At 67.6% G+C, this 20735-nt stretch carries 23 protein-coding genes and 1 pseudogene; 13 read left to right on the top strand and 11 right to left on the bottom strand.

Going from position 1 to position 20735, the window contains the following annotated elements; translation table 11 throughout:
- Position 1: 1 nt before the first annotated feature.
- The 3 genes from WA944_RS14585 to WA944_RS14575 form a co-directional block, all read right to left on the bottom strand.
- Positions 2 to 502, bottom strand: coding sequence for a gluconokinase (locus WA944_RS14585; RefSeq protein WP_526372418.1), 501 nt, complete (start codon positions 500 to 502; stop codon positions 2 to 4).
- A 201-nt stretch (positions 503 to 703) separates the two neighbouring features.
- On the bottom strand, positions 704 to 1093 hold the full coding sequence (locus WA944_RS14580) for a VOC family protein (RefSeq protein WP_526372417.1): 390 nt from the start codon (positions 1091 to 1093) through the stop codon (positions 704 to 706).
- The gene (locus WA944_RS14575; protein ID WP_526372416.1) at positions 1062 to 1376 is read right to left on the bottom strand and encodes an ArsR/SmtB family transcription factor; all 315 of its coding nucleotides are present in this window, start codon (positions 1374 to 1376) and stop codon (positions 1062 to 1064) included. Before WA944_RS14575 ends, WA944_RS14580 begins: the two co-directional genes overlap by 32 nt.
- Positions 1377 to 1453: 77 nt before the next feature.
- On the opposite strand from WA944_RS14575, the gene hslR reads away from it, so the two are divergent.
- Complete coding sequence (gene hslR / locus WA944_RS14570) at positions 1454 to 1819, top strand: Hsp15 family ribosome-associated heat shock protein (protein WP_526372415.1); 366 nt, start codon at positions 1454 to 1456, stop codon at positions 1817 to 1819.
- 246 nt (positions 1820 to 2065) lie between these two features.
- Positions 2066 to 3016 (top strand): alpha/beta hydrolase, encoded by a 951-nt coding sequence (locus tag WA944_RS14565; RefSeq protein ID WP_526372414.1) that lies wholly within the window; start codon positions 2066 to 2068, stop codon positions 3014 to 3016.
- A 469-nt stretch (positions 3017 to 3485) separates the two neighbouring features.
- Here WA944_RS14565 and WA944_RS14560 read toward each other — a convergent pair whose 3' ends face one another.
- Positions 3486 to 4853, bottom strand: a complete 1368-nt coding sequence (locus WA944_RS14560; protein WP_526372413.1) for an NAD(P)/FAD-dependent oxidoreductase — start codon at positions 4851 to 4853, stop codon at positions 3486 to 3488.
- A 19-nt stretch (positions 4854 to 4872) separates the two neighbouring features.
- Here WA944_RS14560 and WA944_RS14555 point away from each other — a divergent pair, with 19 nt between their 5' ends.
- Positions 4873 to 5883, top strand: coding sequence for a phosphotransferase (locus tag WA944_RS14555; protein WP_526372412.1), 1011 nt, complete (start codon positions 4873 to 4875; stop codon positions 5881 to 5883).
- Between the two features lie 21 nt (positions 5884 to 5904).
- On the opposite strand, the gene WA944_RS14550 is transcribed toward WA944_RS14555, so the two are convergent.
- The gene (locus WA944_RS14550) at positions 5905 to 6543 is read right to left on the bottom strand and encodes a maleylpyruvate isomerase family mycothiol-dependent enzyme (RefSeq protein WP_526647071.1); all 639 of its coding nucleotides are present in this window, start codon (positions 6541 to 6543) and stop codon (positions 5905 to 5907) included.
- A 99-nt stretch (positions 6544 to 6642) separates the two neighbouring features.
- On the opposite strand from WA944_RS14550, the gene WA944_RS14545 reads away from it, so the two are divergent.
- Positions 6643 to 7215, top strand: a complete 573-nt coding sequence (locus WA944_RS14545) for a class I SAM-dependent methyltransferase (RefSeq protein ID WP_526647070.1) — start codon at positions 6643 to 6645, stop codon at positions 7213 to 7215.
- A gap of 33 nt (positions 7216 to 7248) precedes the next feature.
- Entirely contained in the window at positions 7249 to 8790 is a 1542-nt protein-coding gene (locus WA944_RS14540; protein ID WP_526373104.1) for a class I adenylate-forming enzyme family protein, read from the top strand.
- 29 nt (positions 8791 to 8819) lie between these two features.
- On the opposite strand, the gene WA944_RS14535 is transcribed toward WA944_RS14540, so the two are convergent.
- A complete protein-coding gene (locus WA944_RS14535) occupies positions 8820 to 9701 on the bottom strand; it encodes a TIGR03854 family LLM class F420-dependent oxidoreductase (RefSeq protein WP_526611610.1) in 882 nt (293 codons plus the stop codon).
- A 127-nt stretch (positions 9702 to 9828) separates the two neighbouring features.
- On the opposite strand from WA944_RS14535, the gene WA944_RS14530 reads away from it, so the two are divergent.
- Positions 9829 to 10581 (top strand): alpha/beta hydrolase family protein, encoded by a 753-nt coding sequence (locus WA944_RS14530; RefSeq protein ID WP_526370178.1) that lies wholly within the window; start codon positions 9829 to 9831, stop codon positions 10579 to 10581.
- 9 nt (positions 10582 to 10590) lie between these two features.
- Here WA944_RS14530 and WA944_RS14525 read toward each other — a convergent pair whose 3' ends face one another.
- Positions 10591 to 11472 carry a hypothetical protein gene (locus tag WA944_RS14525; protein WP_526370180.1) on the bottom strand — a complete coding sequence of 294 codons (882 nt, stop codon included), beginning with the start codon at positions 11470 to 11472 and terminating at the stop codon, positions 10591 to 10593.
- Positions 11473 to 12234: 762 nt separating this feature from the next.
- Positions 12235 to 12729, bottom strand: a complete 495-nt coding sequence (locus tag WA944_RS14520; protein ID WP_526370182.1) for a hypothetical protein — start codon at positions 12727 to 12729, stop codon at positions 12235 to 12237.
- A 122-nt stretch (positions 12730 to 12851) separates the two neighbouring features.
- On the opposite strand from WA944_RS14520, the gene WA944_RS14515 reads away from it, so the two are divergent.
- On the top strand, positions 12852 to 13457 hold the full coding sequence (locus tag WA944_RS14515; RefSeq protein ID WP_526370200.1) for a YdcF family protein: 606 nt from the start codon (positions 12852 to 12854) through the stop codon (positions 13455 to 13457).
- A 17-nt stretch (positions 13458 to 13474) separates the two neighbouring features.
- Entirely contained in the window at positions 13475 to 14182 is a 708-nt protein-coding gene (locus WA944_RS14510) for a CPBP family intramembrane glutamic endopeptidase (RefSeq protein ID WP_526370184.1), read from the top strand.
- A gap of 69 nt (positions 14183 to 14251) precedes the next feature.
- Here WA944_RS14510 and ripD read toward each other — a convergent pair whose 3' ends face one another.
- The 3 genes from ripD to WA944_RS14495 all read right to left on the bottom strand — a co-directional run bounded on the left by ripD (position 14252) and on the right by WA944_RS14495 (position 16303).
- A complete protein-coding gene (gene ripD, locus WA944_RS14505) occupies positions 14252 to 14860 on the bottom strand; it encodes an NlpC/P60 family peptidoglycan-binding protein RipD (RefSeq protein ID WP_526370185.1) in 609 nt (202 codons plus the stop codon).
- Between the two features lie 192 nt (positions 14861 to 15052).
- Positions 15053 to 15550, bottom strand: coding sequence for a thiol peroxidase (gene tpx / locus WA944_RS14500; protein ID WP_526370187.1), 498 nt, complete (start codon positions 15548 to 15550; stop codon positions 15053 to 15055).
- 51 nt (positions 15551 to 15601) lie between these two features.
- Positions 15602 to 16303 (bottom strand): DUF899 domain-containing protein, encoded by a 702-nt coding sequence (locus tag WA944_RS14495; RefSeq protein WP_526611612.1) that lies wholly within the window; start codon positions 16301 to 16303, stop codon positions 15602 to 15604.
- A gap of 87 nt (positions 16304 to 16390) precedes the next feature.
- On the opposite strand from WA944_RS14495, the gene tenA reads away from it, so the two are divergent.
- The 5 genes and pseudogenes from tenA to WA944_RS14470 all read left to right on the top strand — a co-directional run.
- The gene (gene tenA / locus WA944_RS14490) at positions 16391 to 17098 is read left to right on the top strand and encodes a thiaminase II (RefSeq protein WP_526370191.1); all 708 of its coding nucleotides are present in this window, start codon (positions 16391 to 16393) and stop codon (positions 17096 to 17098) included.
- 78 nt (positions 17099 to 17176) lie between these two features.
- The gene (locus WA944_RS14485) at positions 17177 to 18451 is read left to right on the top strand and encodes a GTP cyclohydrolase II (RefSeq protein ID WP_526370192.1); all 1275 of its coding nucleotides are present in this window, start codon (positions 17177 to 17179) and stop codon (positions 18449 to 18451) included.
- Positions 18448 to 19713, top strand: a complete 1266-nt coding sequence (locus tag WA944_RS14480; RefSeq protein ID WP_526611614.1) for a DUF1688 family protein — start codon at positions 18448 to 18450, stop codon at positions 19711 to 19713. The genes WA944_RS14485 and WA944_RS14480 overlap by 4 nt, the downstream gene beginning before the upstream one ends.
- Positions 19714 to 19730: 17 nt before the next feature.
- Positions 19731 to 20372 carry a uracil phosphoribosyltransferase gene (upp, locus tag WA944_RS14475; RefSeq protein WP_526370196.1) on the top strand — a complete coding sequence of 214 codons (642 nt, stop codon included), beginning with the start codon at positions 19731 to 19733 and terminating at the stop codon, positions 20370 to 20372.
- Between the two features lie 59 nt (positions 20373 to 20431).
- Positions 20432 to 20735, top strand: a pseudogene (locus WA944_RS14470) (isocitrate lyase ICL2); the annotation flags it as partial.

Below are 20735 nucleotides of genomic sequence, written 5' to 3'. Positions count from 1 at the left end.
TTCATCGGTCCGGCTGTTCGCTTGCGGCGATGTAGGTCTCGACGATGGCATCGATGTTCTGATCGACGTCGATGTCGATGCCCTGTTCGTCGGATTCCAGGGGCTCGAGGGTTTTGAACTGTGACTCGAGCAACGAGGCCGGCATGAAGTGCCCGGGACGGCTGGCTTGTCGCCTGCCGATGACCTCGGTCGTGCCGGACAGATGCAGGAACTCGATCGCCGAGCAGTGCCCTCGGAGTTGGTCACGGTACTTGCGCTTGAGTGCCGAACAGCTCATGACTCCCCCATCAGGGTGATCGGCCAACCACTGTCCGATCGCATCCAGCCATGGATGGCGGTCATCGTCGTCGAGCGGTTCACCGGCCGACATCTTGGCGACATTGGCGGGCGGATGGAAGTCATCGGCGTCGGCGAAGGGAACCCGCAGGCGCTGAGCCAACGCCGCGCCTACGGTCGACTTGCCGGAACCCGAGACGCCCATGACAACGATGGGTGATGCCATCCCCTCCACATACTTGATCGTGTTTGAAGTCACATCCAGAATGGCTCAAAAAGCATACGAATGCAAGATCTTCGTTGAATGGGCAGGTTTTTGAGCGTGCGAAATCTTAATGACACGATGTGTTGCGCCTACCTCAGCGACTGGTTCGTGCTGAGGCGTAAGTACCCACCTGATGCAAATTCATCCGTGGCGGGGCCATCCTCAGCCGTTGCGTTGCGCGATCTGGATCAGATTGCCGCAGGTGTCGTCGAGCACGGCGGTGGTGACCGGCCCCATGGGCGTCGGTTCCTGAGCGAAGTTCACCCCGCATCCCCGCAGTCGCTCGTACTCCCCGGCCACGTCGGCGACGGCAAACGAGGTGAACGGGATGCCGTCGGCCATCAGCGCCTCTTTGAACGGCTTGGCTGCGGGGTGTTCGTCGGGTTCGAGGACGAGCTCGGTGCCGTCGGGATCCTCCGGGGATACGACGGTGATCCAACGGTGCTGGCCCATCGGGACGTCGTGCTTCGGCGCGAACCCGAGGGTCTCGGTGTAGAAGCGCAGTGCCTTGTCCTGGTCGTCAACCAACACGCTTGTCAGATTGATTCTCATGGTCATCCTTCCCCGGCTGTTCGAGCCACCGCGCCATGATCGGTTCGAGCGGGGCGGTGTTGATGTAGTGGAACTTGTAGCGGCCCTCGCGACGCGTCTCGACCAGCCCCGCCGCCTCCAGGACGTCGAGGTGCTGTGAGACCGCCTGCCGCGACGAGCCCAGGCGGTGCTTGGTCGCCAGCCGCGCGCAGATCTCGAAGAGCGTCTGCCCGTTGCGGTCCGTCAGCTCGTCGAGGATGGTGCGGCGCGTGGGGTCGGCCAGTGCCTTGAAGACGTCGCCCACGCGAATCCACGTTATGCAAGCATCTGCTTGCCTGTCAACGGTGCGACGCGGATGCCTGGCGGTCCATGATGGATGTCATGGAGTCGACCCGCGTGGACCGGTGGTTGTGGGCCGTCCGCCTGACCAAGACCAGGCCAGACGCCGCAGCGGCGTGCCGGGGTGGCCACGTGCGGATCAACGACCGGCCCGCCAAGCCCGCAACCACGGTGTCTCCTGGTGACGAGGTGCGCGCCCGATTGGGCGACAGGACGCGCATCGTCGAGGTGGTGCGGGTGATCCAGAAGCGGGTCGGGGCAGCCGATGCCGTGACCTGCTATCTCGATCGGTCCCCCGCGCCGGCCGCCACTCCCCAGGTGCCGCTGGCGGTCCGGGACCGCGGCGCCGGCAGGCCCACCAAACGGGACCGCCGCATGCTGGACAAGTGGCGGGCAGCGCAGCAGTGAGCGTGCTCGCGACAGCGGCATTTCTTACGTAGATGTGACCAGCCCCGCCCGCTGCCGATTCGCCGTAACGGCAAATCGTCACATGACGAACTAACTGATGGCACCGCTTCGGCGGTGGTCCGCTCGCGATGCGGTGGATGCGAAGCAGTGGCATCCGATTCGGTGAAGGGCTGGCCGCAGACCTTTTCGTGAGGAACGCGCTGTGGTGCGCGTCCAGAGAGAACGGCAACAAATCACATGAAATTCATGCACAGTTTGGGTCGTCGGCTACAGGCCGGCGCGCTTGCAGCGCTGCTGCTGACGGGGTTGATCGCCGTCGCCGGCACCCCGGCCACCGCGGGTGCCTACTCTCGGCCCGGTCTGCCGGTGGAGACGCTGATGGTTCCGTCGGCGGCGATGGGCCGCGACATCCCCGTCAGGTTTCAGGGCGGAGGCCCCAAGGCGGTTTATCTGCTCGACGGGCTGCGCGCCCGCGACGACAACAGCGGCTGGGATATCGAGACCGCGGCGTTCGAGAACTATTTCGAGTCGGGTCTGTCGGTTGTGATGCCCGTCGGCGGCATGTCGAGCTTCTACACCAACTGGCAGCGTCCGGCTGTCGGTAACGGGCGCACCTACAACTACCAGTGGGAGACGTTCCTGACCTCCGAGCTGCCGGCGTATCTCGCGGCCAACAAGGGCATCTCCCCCAGCGGCAACGCCGTCGTCGGTCTGTCGATGTCGGGGAGCTCGGCGCTGATCCTGGCCGCGTACCACCCGAATCAATTCCGTTACGCGGCTTCGCTGTCGGGCTTCCTCAACCTGTCCGAAGGCATCTGGCCCACCCTGGTCGGGTTCGCGATGCGTGACGCAGGCGGCTTCGACGCCACCGCGATGTGGGGTCCCGGCGGCGGTCCGGCGTGGCAGCGCAACGACCCGACGGTACAGGCGGGACGGTTGGTGGCCAACGGCACCCGCATCTGGGTGTACACCGGCAACGGCCGGCCTGGTGACCTCGGTGGCGGCGGCGACATCCCCGGCCAGCTGCTCGAGGGCATCACGCAGGACAGCAATCAGGCGTTCCAGCGTCAGTACGAGGCTGCCGGTGGCAGCAACGGTGTCTTCAACTTCCCCGCCAACGGCACCCACGGCTGGGGGTATTGGGGTTCGCAGCTCAACGCGATGAAGCCGGACATCCAGCGCACGCTGGGTGTCTGAGGCCCGAAAACGAGTCGACCACCGCAGATCCGAAAGATCTGCGGTGGTCGCCGTTCGGGCGTGATCAGTACGTCGGAATGAACACGCCGTTCATCCACACGCCCCAGTGCTGCCAACCTTCGTCCCAGACCTGGGGTTGGCCCTGGACCCACAGCGGCGGCACCGGTTGCGGCGGTGCCCACGCCGGCGGCTGTCCGGTATCGGGACCGGCAGGCGGCACCGGCGGCGGTGTCCAGCCGGGTTGCGCAGTGGCGGTGGCGGCGCGAAACCGAGGGCGCCGGCGGTGAGTCCGCCCACGACAGCCGCGCTTGCAAGGAAACCGGTCAACTTCATCGGTGAACTCCAATCCCGGGTCCGGTAGGACCCGCAGTCGGCGAGTACAGCCAGATGTCTATCCACCCCGATGGGGTGATATATAAACACCCCGCCGACCCTTGTCGTCGCTACCGGTAATCTCAGCGTCTCGTCGCTAATTTTCGATCGCCGACCCTGGCTGCGGCCGGGACGGATGGTCGTCACACGTCGCCCAGGTGTAGCGCTGCAGGGAGGTGGTGTGGCTGTCGCCGAGCATGAACGCTCGGTGGTGGCGGCGGTTGGTGCGCGCGATGGTGGCCAACCAGGTGACGACGGTGCTGATGCGATTGCTGACACCGGTGAGAAATGCGATGTGCAGCAGCCCCCACGCCAACCAGCCCGGGAAACCGGCAACCTTGATGGGGCCGATCTGCAACAGGGCGTTTCCCCGGCTGATGTACGCCGCGGAGCCCAGGTCACGGTAGCGGTACGGCCTGCGGGCTTTTCCCTCGAGTTCGCGCCGGATGCAGGCGGCTACGTGCAGCCCTCCCTGCATCGCGTTCTCGGCGACGCCCGGCAGCTTGTCGCGGCCGACGAGATCGCCGATGACGAAGATCTCGGGCCGTCCCGGTACCGACAGGTCGGGTTCGACATGGATCCGACCGGAGCGGTCGGACCCGGCGCCGACCACGTCGGCGAGGTGCCGTGCGAAGGGCACCGCTTCGACGCCGGCGGTCCACAGCACGGTCCTGGCCGCATACTCCTCGTCCGGGCCACCGCCTTTCGGCGAGACGGTCACGCCCTCGCGGCGTACATCGGTGACGTGCACGCCCAACCGCAACTCCACGCCGAGCCGCTGCAGGGTGTCGGCGGCCTTGCTGGAAAGGTCCGGAGCGAAGCTCTTCAGCACCCGGTCTCCGCCGTCGAACAACATCACCCTAGCGTCCTCGGGGTCGATGCTGTGGAACTCGTTGGCCAACGTCCGCGTCGCCATCTCGCGGATCTGCCCAGCCAGTTCCACCCCGGTGGGACCACCACCGGCGACGGCGAAGGTCAGCCAGCTGTCCCGCTCTGCGCCCGGCGGCAGCGTCTCGGCGATCTCGAATGCGGTGAACAGGCGTTGCCGGATGCTCAGCGCGTCATCGAGAGTCTTCATCCCCGGCGCCCACTGTGCGATGTCGGCGTTGCCGAAGTAGGACTGCTGCATGCCGACCGCGACGACGAGCACGTCGTAGTCCAGGGTGAACGTCGTCTCATCGGGTCGGCGGGCGGTGACCCGGCGGGCCTCTGCGTCCAGCTCGTTGGCCTCGCCGAGCAGCGTGGTGATGTTGCGGTGGCGGGCGAACTGCTCGCGCAGCGGACGGCTGATCTGCCCGATGCTCAGCGTCCCAGTGGCGCACTGGTAGAGCAGCGGTTGGAACAGGTGGCCGGCTGCCCGGTCGAGCAGGGTGACGTCGACGTCGGTGCCGCCCAACCTTCGCGCACAGAACAGACCGCCGAAGCCGCCCCCGATGATGAGCACCCTCATACGGCGGTTCGTCATGACACCCGACCGTAGTCGGGTGGCCAACCGCACGCGGAAATCGGCTCGACGCACCCCGCGGGGAGACGTCAAACTGGGCACGGTGTTGACCCCCGACCAGATCGCCGACCGGACTGCCCGCGCGGTGGCGGCCGCGACGGCAGCCGGCCGCGACTTCGGGCTGCCGGTGGACGAACCCCGGGTGCTCTACGACGTGTTCTCGGTGATCGTCCATCTCGCCCCGGCTCCCGTTGCGGTTCGCGTGCCGACGGTTCTCCCCCGTTCCTACCTCCAGTCTCCCGCGCGGCAGACCGCCCAACAGCGCTCAGAGATCGCGGTCACGGGTTGGCTTGCCGATCGCGGCCATCCCGTGGTTGCGCCGAGTCCGCTGGTTCCGCGTGAACCCGTTTGGCGCGAAGGGTTCTCGATGACGTTCTGGGAGTTCGTCGAAGAGGTTCCGGATGCTGTGCTCGACCCGTGCCGACGCTTCGAGGCCACCGCTCACCTGCACGCCGCGTTGCGCGGGTACGACGGCAGCCATCTCGGGTTCTGGACGCCGTTCAACGACTACATCCCCGACGGGCTGAACGAACTCGGACAGCGACCGGATCTGCTGAGCACCGCCGAACATGAACGGGTGCAACGGGAATGGTCGCTGCTTGCTTCGGTTATGGCATCCAAAGCGGCGTTCGCGAAGGCATTCCCGGCAGCTGGCTTCCAGACGATCCACGGTGACGCGCCGTTCCACAACCTGATCTGCACCGCAGACGGCGAGTTGTGGTCCGATTTCGAACTCGTCACCACCGGCCCGATCGAGTCCGATCTCGCGATGGCAGGGCCCGACGGGGTGGCCGCCTACAACGATGCCGCGGTACGCCTGGGGCTGCGCCCGGCGCACGAATCGGTACTGCGGATCACGGAGGCGGCCGCGCTGCTCGCGGCGGTCTCCTGCCTGGGTTTGGCGCCTCAGCTTCCGCTGCTCGTGGACGCCGTGAAGCCGGTCGTCGACCAGTGGCGCGCCGGCCCGTCGATCGCCGAGATGCTCGAATGACAATGGGTTCGATCAGCAGGGCTACCCCGCGGAGGCGAGCAGACGGGCGGCGCCCGGGCCCTCGAGAGAACACCCCGGGGCCCGGCGTCCGGAGGTGACGACCAGGAGGTCTATTGCGGGTCCGCGGACCTCCGGACCGTCTCCGATCTCGATGCCGGTATCCGTCGCGACGAGGCGCAAGCCCTGCACCCTCTCGCGTCCGCCGTGGAACGAAACAGCGGTCCTGGCCTGATACGCCAGCGCCGTCGCCACTGCCGCAGGCGGGTAGGCAGCAGCGATCCCCAGCGGTCTGCGGATGTCCTCGCCGTGGACGATGGCCTCCACGAGCCGAGTTGCGCGGGCGGTTGGTGGCGTCAGTGTCAGCCCGATGACGGCGTCCATGGCGTCGAGTGTGGCTGTTGGATCGTCGCGTCGCTCCGCTGCGACCCCGGCGGCGTTGTCACCGTCGAAGTCGAACCGCGCAGCGATCATCCGTCGAACGAAGCGCGTCCTCGAGGTCTTCGCCGTGTCGAGGAGATGAGCAAGGACGTCGTGCACGGTCCATCCCGCACACAGCGACGGCGTCGACCACGCCTCGGCAGGCACAGTGCGGAGGTCGGAAACCAGTTGAGCCCGTTCGGCGTGCACGATCGACCACACACTCGCGGCTTTCGAGGTCACTATTCTCTCCTGACGTCTGCGGGCATCTCGCCATACAGACTCCTGCGCCGCGGCGGAGTCATCGCCGGCCGGCCGCGGCGAAGCCTTAACCTTGCTTTGATGTCCGATGAGGGTGGCGTCCGCTGGGACCGGCGCTACGCCGACCGCGGCTCGGTGACGCTCGACGACGCCGCGCTGCCTGCCGTGTTCCAGCCGTTCGCGGAGGAGTTCCCGACGACCGGCCGCGCACTGGACCTGGCATGCGGAACCGGTGGAGCCGCCGTGTGGCTGGCGCAGCGCGGAATGGCCGTGTGGGGCTGCGACGTATCCGCGGTGGCGATCTCGCAGGCCCGCGAGCTGGCCGAACGATGCGGGGTGGCCGCGCGGTGTCACTTCGAGGTCTGTGACCTCGACAACGGTCTACCCGCGGGGAGCCCCGCAGACGTGTTGATCTGCAATATGTTTCGCGACGCCCGTCTGGACCAGGCCATCACCGGCCGGATCGCACCCGGTGGCCTCCTCGCGGCCAGCGCGCTGAGCGAAGTCGGGGCATCGCCGGGATCCTTCCGGGTGGGCGCCGGTGAGCTGCGACGGGCGTTCGCCGGTCTGGACGTGATCGCGGGCGAGGAAGCGCACGGCCGGGCGTGGCTGCTTGCCCGCGCCGTGGCGACCGTCGACCGGACACCGGAGTGACACCCCATGGCGGCGGTTGGAGATGATCGGCATGTGCATAAACCACCGCTGACGATTCCGGCACTGCTCGCGCACGCCGTTCGGGAGTTCGGTGACCGCACCTACCTGGTCACTCCCACGGAGCGGCTCAGCTACGCGTCGGCCGACCGACGCTCAGCCGAGCTCGCCCGGTGGTTGCTCGCCCGGGGAGTCGGCAAGGGGACCCGCGTGGGCTTGTTCTTCCCGAACGGCGCCGAATGGGTGACCTGGTGGCTCGCTGTGTCGCGAATCGGGGCCGTCGCGGTGCCGTTGAGCACCATGTATCGCCCCGCCGAGATCGCCAAGGTCGTCAGGTTGGCCGACATCGGCCTGCTGATCGCCCCCGACCGGGTGCTCGACATCGACGTCGCCGAGCGGCTCGAAGCGGCCTTTCCGGAGCTGACCGGACAGACTGCTGAGCGGCTGGCGTTGGATCGGGCGCCGTTCCTGCGGCGGATCGTGCTGACCGGCAACAGCCGACGACAGTGGTCGGGCAGTCACAGCGACACCGACACGGACCGCCTCCCCGCCGATGTCCTCACTTCTGCCGAGAACGAGGTCTCGCCCGCCGATCTTGCGATCATGGTGCACACCTCTGGATCCACCGCCGACCCGAAGGGTGTGCTGCACACCCACGGCACAGTGGCCAGACAGACCTCGACATGGCCCGCAGCGATCCGCGCGATCACCGGGTCACCCTCGGCGCCGGTGATTCTGTGCGCGATGCCGTTCTTCTGGATCGGCGGCGTGCTTGCCGCCACCGGCGCACTACACGAACCCGTGACGCTGCTCGTGATGCCCGGGCTCGACGCCGGAACCGCGCTCGACCTCGCTGAAACGGAGCGAGCTACCGGGATCGTGGGATGGCCGGCCTTCACCCAGCGGATACGGGAGCATCCCAGCTTCGCCGCCCGGGACCTGTCTGCCGCGCCGATGCTGCGTGACGGCCCGTTGGACATCGCCATGACCGATGTCCCCGACGGCTTCCCCGTCCACCGCACCATGTCCGAGACCGCCGGCGGATTCGCCTACACGGAGATGACGATCGTCGACGAGAGCGGGATGCCCGTCGGCGACGGAACGATCGGCGAGTTGCTGGTCCGCGGTATCGGCGTGATGGCGGGGTACAACAAGCGGGAACGCAATGAGACGTTCGACGCCGACGGGTGGTACCACACCGGAGACCGGGTGTACCGCAACGCCGACGACCCCCGGTTGTTCTACGTCGGCCGTTCCAGCGAGCTCATCAAGACGTCCGGAGCCAATGTCTCCCCATTGGAGGTCGCGGCGGTCATCGAGGGTTTCGAGGAGGTGGCGCAGTGCGTGGTGATGGGCGTCGACCACGCTGTGCGCGGCGAAGAGGTGTGCGCCGTGCTCGTGCCCGCCGACGGTGACCTCGATGTGGAGTCGCTGGCCCGCCGCACCCGCGATGTGCTGTCCTCCTACAAGGTGCCGACGCGGTGGATCACCGCGTCCAGCGCCCAGATCCCGACGCTCGCCAGCGGGAAGCTCGACCGAAGAGCGCTGCGCGCGTGGGTCTCCGAAAACCTGCACTGAACCGCGCAGGAGTGGCACCGTTCACGGACTCAATTCTGTCGAGGGAGCAGTTCCCTGACGAAGGACTCGAGAAACGCCTCGCTGCCGATTTGCCCGGCCGGTCTGATCACGAACTTCGTCAGACCCGCGGCGACGTACTCATCGATCTGCCGATGCAGCTGTGCCCAGTCGGTCGCGACGAGTTCTGCCGGGTCGAGATCGGGTCGCCGCTTGCGCACGGCTGCCAGAACCTGCTCGGGTAATTCGCCTTCTCCCACCGCCAGATTGATTCCGAAATGATCCGCCGGAACGTGGCGCCCCACCGCGTCGGCGGCGGCGTCGATGTCGAGGCAGGCCCGGCGCGCTTCGGCGGGCGTGACGAAGCTGCCCAGCCAGCCGTCACCGTAGCGGCCGATCCGCCGGAAGCCGGCCCGGCTGGCGCCACCGAGCCAGATATCGACCGGTGCAGCTGGTTTCGGAAGGATCTCGACGTCCCGCACGGTGAAGAACTGCCCGTCGAACGTGACGTCGCGGTCGCGCAGGACGGTGCGCAGCAACGCCAATGACTCGTCGAAGACCGCTGCGCGCTGCCCGTGCGGGACGACGAACAGGTCACGCTCGGCGGGGATCGCCGACCGCAGCCCGAAGACCGGGAGGACCCTCTTCGGTGCGAGTGCGGCCAGTGACGCCAGCTGTTTGGCGATCAGCACCGGGTGGCGGCCCGGCAGCACCGCGACCGAGGTGCCGACCTTCAGCTTCGTCGTGCGCGCCAGTGCATGCGTCATGCCGACGAAGGGGTCCACCGCCGGCGAGTAGACGAGTTCAGAGAACCACAGCGAGTCGACACCGGCGCGCTCGAGGTCATCGACGAACCCGGGCAACTGATCCGGGGCGACTTCCGCGCCGAGGCTGACTCCGAACCGAACCTTCACGCCTACCTCCTGGCTTGGACTGTCACACCTGGGCAACGCCCACAGATGACGTTTTGTGCCCGTCGGCGGTGGCGAGGTCGCGGAGGGTGATGCGACCGGCAGCCTTCGCCGGTGACAGGATGGCCACGTGGCAGAACGCATCACGTTCCCCAGTAGCAGCGGTCCGGCGTTGGCCGGTCTGATCGACCCACCCGAGGGCGAGGTTCGGGGATGGGGGGTGTTCGCCCACGGGTTCACCCTCAGCAAGGACTCGCCGGCGGCCAGCCGGATCTGCAAGCAGCTGGCCAGTGAGGGCGTCGGCATGCTGCGGTTCGACAATCTCGGCCTCGGGGACTCCGAAGGTGACTGGGGCGACGGTTCGTTCTCCCACAAGGTCGCCGACACCGTCCGTGCGGTGGAGTTCATGAACGAATCGGGCCGTGAGGTCCGGCTTCTCGTCGGCCACTCCTTCGGAGGCTCTGCGGTGGTCTCGGCGGCGCACGGCTGCCCGAGCGTCGCTGCCGTGGTCACCGTCGGCGCGCCCGTCGAACCCGCGCACGTCGAGCACAACTACGACGCGCTGGTACAACGGATCGAGGCAGAGGGCGAGGCACCGTTTCTGATCGGAGGCAAGGCACTCACTCTGCGGCGGCACTTCATCGAGGACATTCGCGCCACCGATCTACGCGAGTGCATCAGCGCTCTGCGGCGAGCACTGCTCGTCATGCACTCCCCCACCGACAACACGGTGGGCATCGAGAACGCCAGCGAGATCTTCAACACCGCGCGGCACCCACGCAGTTTCGTGTCGCTGGAAGGTGCCGACCACCTGCTCACCGAGAAGAATCAGGCGGCACGGGCGGCCCGCATCATCAGCGCGTGGGCCGACCCGTACCTGTGAGCCGGTGACTCAGTCGTCGCTGCCCGAATCCGCGTCGCTCTTGTCCGAATCCGAGGCGGAGTCGCTGTCCTTCCCGGCCGAGGAGTCGTCCGACTGACCGACCCTGGAGCCCGGCTTCTTGAAGCCGTCGGTGACCTTGGAGATGGTTGAGCTGATGCTGCTGCGCACCTGCTTCACGGTTCCGCTCGCGGCGCTGGGCTTGCGATGCTTGGGACCGGTCTTCGCGGGCTCCTCGTCGATGTCGGTGTCGGCGGTCGCGTCGGGTGTGCTGGACATCGCCGTGGCGGCGTCGGTTTGCGTCGTTTCGACCGGCGCGGTGTTCTCCACCGCCGCGGAGACCGCCGCGGTGACCGGTTCGGTGGCGTCGAGGTCCTCGAAGACCGGCCCGGGCACCGGCTCGTTGTCCGGATTGGGGACGAACGGGGCGCAGATCGCACACTGGGTGCCCAGCACGAAGGGGTTGAACGCGGTGTTCAGTCCGCTGCCGAGGCTGACCAGGCTTCCGGTGACCAACTCGGCTGTCACCGGTTTGATCGAGGACAGATCCGGTGTCTCGGTCAGGCTGTCGTAAGTGCTGGTGAACGGTTCTGTCGCATCCAGTTTGACCGTCTGCCCGGACCACGGCACCTCGGGTCCGTCCTCGTCCTTCACGTAGCACTGCCCGTCCTCGTTGCAGGTGATGCCTGCGCGCGTCTCGGGATAGGTGTATCCCTCTGGCGAAAACAGTGCCGCAATATTACGAAGGTCGAACATTTTGCTCAGAATGCCGACCGGGTCGTCGCATGCACCGGGGCCGGTTCCGGTGCACCCGGTGTGCGTCGGCAGTTGCGAGGCGGCGATCGCGGCGAAGATGTTGCCCAGCGGCACAGCCAGTGCCGGGAACGGGGACAAGGATATTGGTGATCGCCTGGTATCGGGACGGGTCGGCAGGGTCGGTGCCGAGGATGTTGGTCTGGCTGTAGAGCCACCCACTGCCGGTGTATCGCAGGTTCCTGGCCAGGCCCGGGACGCTTCCCTCGGGCTGGGTCAGCGTGACGCCCTCGTAGGTGAGTTGAAAGCTGAAGTCACCCTCGGGGTCCGACCCGAGTTGCACGTTTCCCTCGCCCAGGGCGGTGAAAAGTTGAACGGCGTATTCGCGAGCGCGATAAACAGATTCGCGGGGATATTGACAAAGCCACCGCTGTCCGCGGTGGTAGCGACGGGGCCGCGTCGGGTAGCGCAGCCGGCTCGCTGCACAGGGTGCTTGCAGCCGCCTGCGCGCAGGTCTGCGTCGTCGCGGCCAAGCTGACGTCCCAGCTTGCCAACCGCGCATCGGGCTGCGGCGCGGCGACCGGCGCCGCGGATATGACGCTGGCCCCGACCAGCGCGACGCCCGCGGTGAAATAGGTATGGCCATTGTGGGCATGAGGCTTCTCCATGTTGCTGTGCTGGCCCCGACCCGCACGAAACGTATCGACATTGTGGCCGATTGTCTACCCGGTGCGGCGGATCTCTTCCGTAGAAATCAATTTGCTGACGATGTCGTCAGTTAACGTCCGTACGGTCTTCAGCAAACGTTGACTTCGGTGACGAGCACGCAATTCGTGGCCGTTCGGGCTGTTACCTACCGAATTCGCGACGCTGGGCGCGATCGGCGCGTCACCCCAGCAGCAGTCAGCTGCCACCCTCTTCGGCCGGTAACGGCGGCGGCAGAGGCGTGGTCGGTGTGGCCGGCGCCCTCGCCTCGCTGGGCGCTGCGATCGCACCCGGGCGATGGAAGTCCAGCATCGGCTCGTCACGGATCACCCGCGTCCCGGCGCTGATGATCAGAGCGCTCGACGTCACCGTGTACTCGCTGCCGTCGTTGGTGGCGATGAAGGCGCCGTCGGAGGATCGTGAGGCCGGCGCGATCAGCCTCGCGCCGTCGCGCACCCGCACTCCCCGGTACTCGTAGTCACCGTCGTCGCTTTCGCAGATCGCCACCCGAGAGCTCACAGTGCTCCCGAAAACGACCACCGCGTCCGGTGCGCTGCACCGTGCCGTCGAGTTGACATATCCCTGGCCGTCGGACGGGGGCGCAGCGGACGCGGTAGGCGCCGCGACGAGCAGGGCCGTGCAGACACCCGTCGCGAGAACGACGCGGGCAGAGAACATGCGGTAGGCAGCCATCACGTTCCACGAGAGCACGTCCCGGCTGATCGCGCGCTCGGCGACCCCCGATGATCACTGCATTGTTCGTGCTTTGAGACCTGACCGTAATGACTCGGCGCGCCGCGGCGATGAAATTGACGATGACTCCACGAAAAGCCGTGAAGCACCTCGGCGCCGCAGGCAAAGCGTTTGTCCTCGCCGTCGCGCTGGCTGCGGCGCTCGTCGCGCCAGGTGTGTCGGCGGGACCCGCCCTCGCCGCCCCACCCTTGGTTACCAAGGACTTCTCCAAGCCGGCGATCGTCATCCTGGGCTACGGGCTCAAACCGAACGGCACGATGCGCCTGATCCTGCACACCCGGGTCCTCGCCGGCTTGGCGGTGGCCCAGATCTTCCCCCAGGCGCCCATCATCGTGACCGGTGGCAACCCTCGTAACGGGAACACCGAAGCAGAGCAGATGAGCAAGATGCTGCGCTTGTACGGCACTCCCCCCGAGCGGATCATCGTCGAGGACCGAGCCAACAGCACGGTGCAGAACGCCAGGTTCTCGGTGCCGCTGGCCAAGCAGGCGGGCACGTCGGGGATCATCCTGGTGACCTCGTCGTCCCATCAGGATCGGGCGGACGGCAACTTCGCCGACGCCGGTGGCAACGTGCTCGCGACGGTGAGCTTTCCGGACCAGAACCCGTCGATCAACATCACCCAGTTCGTCCGGGACGTGATCAGCCCGTTCGTGGCCATCAGCTAGTGAGCTAACGTCCCCTCGTGGACGCTGAACAGCCGTTGCGCCCGCGCCGCTGGGGGCTCGGCGCTTTCCTGCTCGTCGAAGTGATCTTCCTGGCGTCGTCGCTGTCCCTTGCCTTCCTGCTGGGAGGCCAAGGGAGCCCTCCGATCTCGGACGTGGTGCTGGTCGTGGCCACGCCCACGCTCCTGGCGGCCGGGGTGGCCATCCTGATCACGGGACTGCGCGGGAACGGACCGCGGATCGACCTGAAGCTGCAATGGTCGCGGCGCAGCGCGGGTTTGGGCCTTCTGTTCGGCGTCGCCGGGTTGCTGGTCACCTTGCCCGCGGCACTGCTGTGGGTCTGGATCGTCGGCGAGGACGCCAACTCCGCGGCAGGCGAGGTGTTCGGCGGAACCCGCAGCACGTGGGCGTGGGCCGTCGTCGTGTTCGTCGTGATCGTCTTCGTCGCCCCGTTCTGCGAAGAGATCGTGTACCGGGGATTGCTCTGGGGTGCGGTGGAGCGGCGCTGGGGGCGCTGGGTGGCGCTGGCGGTGACCACCGTGGTCTTCGCGATCGCGCACGTGGAGTGGTCCAGGGCGCCACTGCTTCTGGTGGTGGCGCTGCCGATCGGGTTGGCGCGACTCTATGCCGACAACCTGACGGCGAGCATCGTCGCCCACCAGGTCACCAACCTGCTGCCGGGGCTGGTCTTGATGCTCGGTCTCGCCGGAGCCATCCCGCAGGTGTGACCCGACCAGCCGAACACGCCTGCGCAGCAGACGATCTCGGCAACCCTGGCGGCTCGGCGGACGCTGCGCTCAGGCGATGATGCGGACCAGGTACGGCGCCATGTCCTTGGTGCGAACCGGCGACACGGCCACCCCGGCGTCGGTGGTCTCGACCATTTGCCCGTTGCCGATGAAAAGGGCGACGCTCTGAGTTCCCTCGGGGCCGAAGAAGATCAAGTCGCCCGGCAGTGCGGCCGCCGGAACGACCTTCTGGCCGACCTTGTACTGCTCACCCGACGAGCGCGGCAGCTTCACCCCGGCACCTGCGTAGGCGTACACCATCAGACCCGACGCGTCGAAGCCGACGACCTCGACGCGGCGCGGTTCCGGCGCGGGCACTCCGACGTCCGGCGTGACGCCGGGCAGGTTCAACCCGGGCACCAGATCGGCCGCGGCCGAATCCGGTTGGGCGGTCTCATTGGGCTCGGACACCGCGACAGTGCCCTTGCTCGGTCCCGACGCGCCGCCACCGCCGTAGGCGAACGGGACGCCGCGCTGGGACATGGCGCGGGCGATGACCAGCTCTACCGCCTTCTGGTTGGTGGCCGATCGCGTGATGTCAGCGGTCGCAAGGCCCGGCGTCGCCACCAGTAGGGCAAAACCGAGCAGGAGGACTACAAACACACGGACGCGTCGCATCGCACTTCCATCGCTTTCCGGACGCCAGCGCCCGGCGGCGCTGGATTCAATTCACAACAGTCACTATGACCACTTCTACACCACCGGTAGGCGTGTTTTGATGTCGTCGCAGAACGGCGAATCAATCAGATGCGGTTCCGGAACCGAACGGTGACCTGTGGCGGCGCGCCGCCGTCTAGGGTATGTCGCGGCTCACGCCTGGAGTGCTGCCAGCGCCGCGTCGTAGTCGGGCTCCTGGCCGATCTCGGGCACCAATTCGGTGTAGGACACCTTGCCGTCGGCGCCGATCACGACGACCGCGCGCGCAAGCAGACCCGCCATCGGACCGTCGGCGATGGTGATTCCGTAGTCCTCACCGAAGCTGTCGCGGAACGCCGATGCAGCCTTGACATTCTCGATGTCCTCGGTGCCGCAGAACCTCTTCTGCGCGAATGGCAGATCCTTGGACACACACAGCACCGACACCCCGCTCGCCGCCGCGCGCTCGTTGAACGTGCGCACGCTCGCCGCGCAGACGGGCGTGTCCACCGACGGGAAGATGTTCAGCAGCAGAGGCTTGTCACGGAACTGCTCACCGCTGACCGTGCCGAGATCGGTGCCCGTGAGCGTGAAGTCCGGAGCCGGCGATCCGACAGCGGGTAGTTCTCCGACGGTGTTGATCGCGTTTCCACGCAAGGTTATCTGAGCCATGACCACAGTCTGCCAAGCGCGGTCCGCGCCGTCGCGCGGGGGTCGCGCGGCTCAGGTCCGCTGGGGTGCGGAGTTGCCGTACGCGCGGGCGATGTCCGGGGAATCCAGCCACCCCGAATAGGTCGGCTGCTGCGGCCATCCCTCGGGAGAATCCTGCCAGCTCTCCTGCCGACCCCAGGGCAGGACGTCGATGAGCGCAAACGTATGACTGAGCTGCTCGGTGCCGCGTCCGTTGGTATGCCAGGTGCGGTACACCGTGTCGCCGTCGCGCAGGAACACGTTGACCGCGAAGCCGGTGTTGGGTGCGGCGTCGACGTCGGTGGCGAACGGGCTCTCCGATGACGAGTACCACTCCATCTGGTTGCCGACCTTGTCGCGGTAGGCCAGTGCCTCGTCGATCGGTCCCGAGGTGACGATGACAAACCGGGCGTCATAGCTGTCCAGGAAGTCCAGGCGGGTGAACTGCGAGGTGTAGCCGGTGCAGCCACCGCACTGCCACTCGGCGCCGTCGGTCCACATGTGGTTGTAGACGATGAGCTGGGAGCGACCCTTGAAGACGTCGGCGAGGCGGACGGGACCCTGCGCGCCGATCAGCGTGTAGTCCGGCATCTCCACCATCGGAAGCCGGCGCCGCGCAGCGGCGATGGCGTCCAGCTCGCGGGTGGCGGCCTTCTCGCGTTCCCGCAGCTTGTCGAGTTCCTCGCGCCAGCTGCGGGCGTCCACCACGGGGGGCAGTGCGGTCGTGTCGGTCATCTGGGCACCTCCGGCAGGTTGGTTCAGGGTGTTCACCGGTACTGACCGACCGTAAGGCGATTACTCATCGCTGAAAGGATGATCGGCATGACTCAGAGGAATTCCGCACCGCGCATCGGCCCGGCCGATCCCGGTTCCTGGTCCACCCGGCTGTGGACGCAGATCGAGCCGGTGTTCGAGTCGATCACCGCCCACCCGTTCGTCACCGGGCTCACCGATGGCAGCCTGCCCGCCGACGCCTTCGCCCAGTACGTCGCGCAGGACGTGCACTATCTGCGGGCGTACGCGCGCGCCCTGGCGGTGGTCGGGGCGAAAGCGCCGAATCTGTCGGAAACCGCGATGTTCGCCCGTCATGCCGCCGAGGTCTTCGACGTCGAACTCGCGCTGCACGGCGAACTACTCCCGGCGCTCGGGCTGAGCATCGAGGCCGTCGACGCCGCCCCGGTCACCCCGACCACGCAGGCCTACAACAGCTACCTGCTGGCCACCGCATACGGCGGCAGCTTCGCCGACGGTCTGGCGGCGGTGCTCCCCTGCTACTGGATCTACGCGGAGGTCGGCGTCCGGCTGCTGGAGAAAGGCTCCACCGATCCCCGGTACCAACTCTGGATCGACAGCTACGCCGGTGAGGACTTCGTGACCACCGTCGCCGAGGTCCTGCGCCTGACCGACCGGATCGGACCGGAGCTGACGCCGACCGAGGAAGCAGTTGCGCGCGCGCATTTCGTGACGACATCGCGATACGAGTGGATGTTCTTCGACGCCGCCCACCGACGCGAGGCCTGGCCGCTCTGACCGGCGCTCGCAGGCGCGTCGTGCTGCCAGTGGCTATGCTGGCGGCTTTCCCTTCATGCAAGGAGGTCGACAGGCCCCATGCCCGCCGACGCGACCGCACCGCCTCCCTCGAAGGCGGCAGGTGGCCACATCAGGCTGACCTCCCACAGCGCCGGCACCGGCGCTCCGGCCATCCTGTGGGGTGCGCCGACCGCGGCGCTGCGCGGCCCGGTCGTCGGGACCACCGGCAATCGTTCGCATCGCAACGTGATCGGAACCCATAGCGGCGCATACGGCGTCTACCGGGCGCTGGCCGTTGCGGCGGGCTCGTTGTCGCGAGACCACCGCGCCGACCTGACCAACACATCGCCGACCGATGTCTTCGGCCCGCATCCGCAGTGGGGGGACCCGTCGGCGATCGTCAGCCTCGATCCCTGGGGAGCGATGGTCGCTGAGGCCTTCGCCGACGAGCTCGCCGCCGGCATCGACATCCGTCCGACGATCGCGGTCACCAAGGCCCAGGTGATCCTGCCCGAGATCAGCGACGGGATCCTGCGGGGGCGGCTGCGTCCCGACGAGAGGGTGCTGCTCTCGACCGGTGCCGCGCAGGTGACCAAGGCCGCCATCGAGCCGGTGTGGCATCTGCCCGGCGTCGCGCGGCGTTTCGGATGCAGCGAAACCGATTTGCGCCGAGCGCTTTTCGAAGAGACCGGCGGAATGTACCCCGAGCTGGTGACCCGCTCGGATCTCGAGGTCTTTCTTCCGCCGATCGGCGGGCAGACCATCTACATCTTCGGTGACCCGCGCGGCCTCGCCGATCCGGCGGTCGAGCTCACCGCCCGCGTGCACGACGAGTGCAACGGCTCGGATGTGTTCGGTTCGGACATCTGCACCTGCCGGCCCTACCTGACCCACGCCATCGAAGAGTGCATCCAGGGCGCACAGCGCGGTGGGGTCGGACTGGTCGCGTACTCGCGCAAGGAGGGCCGGGCGCTCGGCGAGGTGACCAAGTTCCTGGTCTACAACGCCCGCAAGCGCCAGGTCGGCGGAGACACCGCCGACCAGTACTTCGCCCGAACCGAATGTGTGGCCGGCGTCCAGGACATGCGCTTTCAGGAACTCATGCCCGACGTGCTGCACTGGCTCGGCATCCGCAAGATCCACCGTCTGGTCTCGATGAGCAACATGAAGTACGACGCGATCACCGGCTCCGGCATCGAGGTCGGCGAGCGGGTGTCCATCCCTGACGCGCTGATCCCCGCCGACGCGCAGGTGGAGATGGATGCGAAGACCGCCGCCGGCTACTACACCCCCGGCGTGACGCCCGACGCCGAGGAGCTGCGGAAGGCCAAGGGCCGGGAGCTGGACGGGTGAGCCGGCCCGGCGGTGCCGTCGGCGCCGACCCGCGGGCCGCACACCCTGCCGATGCCGTCGCGCTGCTGCGAACCACCGATGAGGTGCGGGCGCGCTCCCGTCAGCTGCTGGCGCGGGCCCGCTCGGGTGAGTCGCGCTGGTTCGCCGTGCGTGACGACGCACTCGGCGAGGCGGCCGACGCGGTCGCCGCCGTCACCCGCGCCCGCTACCCCGACCTGCAGATCCCGTACCACAGCAGGTGGCGCCACTTCGAGGTCGGCGGGGTGGACCGTCGTGCCGAGCTCGACGCACTGCTCGCGCCGTGCACTCCCCGGGACAGGGCCCGCGCGATGATCGATCTCGCGGTCGTCAGCGTGCTGCTCGACGCCGGGGCCGGGGCGGAATGGAGTTTCGTCGAGAATCGCGACGACGTCGGGGTGCGGTTCACCCGCTCGGAGGGGCTGGCCGTCGCGAGCTGGCACGGGTTCGTCGCCGGCGCATTCTCCAGCGATCCGGGCCGCCCGCTGCAGGTCGACGCCGTGGCCCTACGGGCGCTGACCCAGCAGCGGCTCGCCGAGGTGCTGCAGGTGGCGCCCGACAACCCGCTGGTCGGGCTCGCCGGCCGCGTGCAGGTGTTGCGTCGGCTCGGTGACGTGCTGGCCGACCAACCCGCCGTGTTCGGCACCCCGGGCAGGCCCGGTGGACTGTTCGACGCGCTGCACGCCGCCGACGGATCCGTCGACGCCCGGCAGATCCTCACACTGCTACTGACCCACTTCTCGGCGATCTGGCCGGCCGGCAACACCATCGGCGACCATCCGTTGGGCGACTGCTGGCGTCACGGGGCCGTGTCCGGCCCCGGCCTGACCGCCGGATGGTTGCCGCTGCACAAACTGTCGCAGTGGCTGACCTACTCGCTGATCGAACCGTTCGTGTGGGCCGGGATCACGGTGACCGGTGTCGAAGGCCTGACCGGGCTACCCGAATACCGCAACGGGGGCCTGCTGCTCGATACCGGGGTCCTGGCACTGCGTGACCAGGGCCTCGCCACCCGCACCTGGAATCCGGCGGATGAGCTCGTCGTCGAGTGGCGCGCGCTGACCGTCGCGCTGCTCGACGAGCTCGCGCCGCTGGTGCGCGCCGGGCTGGGACTCGATGCCGAGCGGATGCCGCTGGCGTGTGTACTCGAAGGCGGCACATGGGCCGCCGGACGGGCGTCCGCGCAGCGCCTGCGCGATGGTCTTCCGCCGCTGGCCATCGCCAGTGACGGCACTGTTTTCTAACACGGGCAGGAGAGAACATGGCTCTGGGCGCAGGCGGGGTGCACCTGATCGAGCATCCGCTGATCCAGCACAAGATCACCCTGTTGCGCCGCAAGGACGTGTCCACCAACACCTTTCGCCGGTTGGTGCAGGAGGTCTCGGTGCTGATGGCTTACGAGGTGCTGCGCGAGATCACCACGCAGGAGGTCGAGGTCGAGACCCCGCTGGAGCGGACCACGGGGCGGGTGATCGACGGCAAGAAGCTGGTGTTCGTGTCGATCCTGCGGGCCGGCACCGGCATCCTCGACGGCATGCTCGAGGTGGTCCCGTCGGCCCGGGTCGGTCACATCGGCCTCTATCGAGACCCGAAAACGCTTGTCGCGGTGGAGTACTACTTCAAGATGCCCGGGGAGCTGCGGGAGCGCGACGTGATCGTGGTCGATCCGATGCTGGCCACCGGGCACTCCGCGGTGGCGGCGGTGGACCGGCTGGCCGAGCACGGACCCAAGTCCATCAAGTTCGTCTGCCTACTCACCTGCCCCGAGGGAATCGCCGCGATGGCCGACGCCCATCCCGGCGTGCCGATCTACACCGCGGCGATCGACCGGGAACTCGACGAGCACGGCTACATCCTGCCCGGGCTCGGGGACGCCGGCGACCGCATCTTCGGCACCAAATAGCGCCCGTCGCCCGCGCTCGAATCGTTCCCACGCGCCCAACCCGCGCCGTACTGTGAGTTATGGCCATCATCGAAGCTGACCTCCAGCCACAGACGCCGTTCGAGCAGGATGTCGCCGAAACGCAGAGCTACTTCGACAGTCCCCGATTCGAGGGCATCACCCGCCTCTACACGGCCCGGCAGGTCGCCGAGCAGCGCGGCACGATCCCCGCCGACTACGCGATCGCCCGGGAGGCGGCGACGGAGTTCTATCCGCACCTGCGGGATCTGTTCTCCCGCGGCAAGAGCATCACCACGTTCGGGCCGTACTCCCCCGGCCAGGCCGTGGTGATGAAGCGGATGGGCATCGAGGGCATCTACCTCG

Source organism: Mycobacterium sp. (genome assembly GCF_049683355.1).
Lineage (GTDB): Bacteria > Actinomycetota > Actinomycetes > Mycobacteriales > Mycobacteriaceae > Mycobacterium.
This window is presented reverse-complemented; position numbering and strand designations above follow the sequence as displayed.

Bases quoted from the DNA above. Each gene is read 5' to 3' on its own strand.
- WA944_RS14585 (WP_526372418.1), bottom strand. From the start codon at position 502: ATGGCATCACCCATCGTTGTCATGGGCGTCTCGGGTTCCGGCAAGTCG.
- WA944_RS14580 (WP_526372417.1), bottom strand. From the start codon at position 1,093: ATGAGAATCAATCTGACAAGCGTGTTGGTTGACGACCAGGACAAGGCA.
- hslR (WP_526372415.1), top strand. From the start codon at position 1,454: ATGGAGTCGACCCGCGTGGACCGGTGGTTGTGGGCCGTCCGCCTGACC.
- WA944_RS14565 (WP_526372414.1), top strand. From the start codon at position 2,066: ATGCACAGTTTGGGTCGTCGGCTACAGGCCGGCGCGCTTGCAGCGCTG.
- WA944_RS14560 (WP_526372413.1), bottom strand. From the start codon at position 4,853: ATGACGAACCGCCGTATGAGGGTGCTCATCATCGGGGGCGGCTTCGGC.
- WA944_RS14545 (WP_526647070.1), top strand. From the start codon at position 6,643: ATGTCCGATGAGGGTGGCGTCCGCTGGGACCGGCGCTACGCCGACCGC.
- WA944_RS14520 (WP_526370182.1), bottom strand. From the start codon at position 12,729: ATGGCTGCCTACCGCATGTTCTCTGCCCGCGTCGTTCTCGCGACGGGT.
- WA944_RS14515 (WP_526370200.1), top strand. From the start codon at position 12,852: ATGACTCCACGAAAAGCCGTGAAGCACCTCGGCGCCGCAGGCAAAGCG.
- ripD (WP_526370185.1), bottom strand. From the start codon at position 14,860: ATGCGACGCGTCCGTGTGTTTGTAGTCCTCCTGCTCGGTTTTGCCCTA.
- tpx (WP_526370187.1), bottom strand. From the start codon at position 15,550: ATGGCTCAGATAACCTTGCGTGGAAACGCGATCAACACCGTCGGAGAA.
- WA944_RS14495 (WP_526611612.1), bottom strand. From the start codon at position 16,303: ATGACCGACACGACCGCACTGCCCCCCGTGGTGGACGCCCGCAGCTGG.
- tenA (WP_526370191.1), top strand. From the start codon at position 16,391: ATGACTCAGAGGAATTCCGCACCGCGCATCGGCCCGGCCGATCCCGGT.
- WA944_RS14485 (WP_526370192.1), top strand. From the start codon at position 17,177: ATGCCCGCCGACGCGACCGCACCGCCTCCCTCGAAGGCGGCAGGTGGC.
- upp (WP_526370196.1), top strand. From the start codon at position 19,731: ATGGCTCTGGGCGCAGGCGGGGTGCACCTGATCGAGCATCCGCTGATC.